Genomic DNA, 1,959 nt, shown 5'->3' with positions numbered 1-1,959 from the left:
TTTGAGTAGAAAACTAAAATTAAGAACTTTTATTGTGGAATTTTCTAATTTCTGAATTAAGAGCCTAAATTATTTTTTTATGAATAATTCGGGTTTAATCTTACTGGAAATATCAAAATATACTGTTATCATATAAGTAGATTGATAATTTTCCTTAGTTTAGAAATGAGGTTTTTATGAAAAAACACATTCGATACATTTGCATACCCATTATTTTTTTAATCTTTGTTTCGGGTTTTTATTTTTCTAATTATTTTGATTTTCAATCATTAAGAATAACAAGTGAATTAAGTAGCTACCTAAATGATCAGTGGGTTTTAGTGGAAAAAAATGAAAAAATTGATTTGCCTACAAAATTGGATGTACCTAAAGATACACCTTATAGTATTTCAAGGATATTAGATGATGAATTTTTTATTAGTCAAATAATAGGGATTAGAGGATCCCTCCAGGAAGTGGAAGTTAGGCTAGATGATGAGCTTATATATAAAGCAGCCTACAAAAGCGATGGAGTAATTAGACACCCTATGGTTAGTGCTTGGCATCTTGTAGAAATTCCAGAAGGTTCTAATGGAAAGGAACTAAAAATCACATTAAGCAGTCATATATCTGATATGTCTGGTTTAATCAATGAAATTTTTTATGGTAGCAGAAGTGATTTGAATTTTCATATACAGCAGGTATATGGATGGGGTTTTTTTAGCTCTATAATGATTTTTATTTTTGGAATCATAATTATCATATTTTCTATTGTAATAAAGCCACTTAGAAGTTGGCAATTTATAAATTTAGGTTTGTTTACTGTTTTTATTTCACTTTGGTTAATTGCAGAATCAAGAATGCTACAATTTTTCATAGGTTCTCCATTGATTTTAGGCTCTTTAGCTTATATTATGTTATCAATTTTTCCAATACCTATTCTTTTTTATATTAAAGAAAATGAGATTCAAAACTTTAAAAAAATTTATAATACCTTAATAGCTATATTTCTAGTAAATCTATTATTGATTTTGTTTTTACAATTTTCGGGACTAGTTTATTTTTATGATAGCGTAAGAATCACTCATTTTCTTATTTTAATAGGTTTAATTTTATTGATAGTAACGCTTTTGTTAGAAGGTTATAAATATAAAAATAATTCGGCAAAAAGAATACTGATTTCATTTGGAATTTTTTCAATATTTGGATTACTGGAGATGATAGATTTTTATTTTAATGATTATACTCTTACCTCATTTTATGTGAGAATAGGTCTGATAATGTTTATACTTATACAAGTAATGGAGTCAATTTTTAAATTGATTCATTATGTTGAAAAGAGCTTAGAAGCTGAACATTATGAACAATTAGCTTATCAAGATCGTGTTACTGGTGGATTAAATAGAATGGCATTTGAAAAAGATTTAGAAAATATTTTTTCGAATCCAGATTTAAGAAATCATTTAAGACTTATGATTTTTGATTTGAATGGATTAAAGAACATAAATGATAATTTTGGGCATGTTGAAGGGGACTATGCCATTAAATCTGCCTATAATCTACTAAGTGATTCTTTTGATGGTCTAGGACTTTGTTATAGGATTGGTGGAGATGAATATGCATGTGTTTTAACAAGTTCAGATGTACGCACAATTGAAAAACGAGTAGAAATTTTAAATGAAAAAATCAAGGATTTTAGCAAAACGCTCCCATACATTTTTTGGTATTGCAATGGGTTCAATAACTTATAATCCTAAGTTAGATGAAACATGGCAAAAAATGATGCATAGAGCAGATCAAAAAATGTATGAGAATAAAAAGACTAAATCTATAATTATGATTAACAGATAGTGAGAAATTAAAACAAGTTAGCTTTAGATAAATAACTTAAACTTCGCACACAAATAAAACCTATGAACCTTGAAAATTCAATAATTGACAGGTTAATAGTATACTTTAGACATATAAAACAAGCTTTTC

The 1,959-nt window shown here is 26.9% G+C and carries 1 protein-coding gene; it reads left to right on the top strand.

The window, feature by feature from the left end:
* Positions 1-176: 176 nt before the first annotated feature.
* Positions 177-1,730: a GGDEF domain-containing protein gene (locus J2Z35_RS14515; RefSeq protein ID WP_209662121.1), complete on the top strand. Its 1,554-nt coding sequence runs from the start codon at positions 177-179 to the stop codon at positions 1,728-1,730.
* Positions 1,731-1,959: the final 229 nt, after the last annotated feature.

This window comes from Acetoanaerobium pronyense (assembly GCF_017874355.1).
GTDB classification, from domain to species: Bacteria; Bacillota; Clostridia; order Peptostreptococcales; family Filifactoraceae; genus Acetoanaerobium; species Acetoanaerobium pronyense.
The sequence above is the reverse complement of the archived record's forward strand: the minus strand, read 5'-3'. Positions and strand labels throughout refer to the sequence as shown.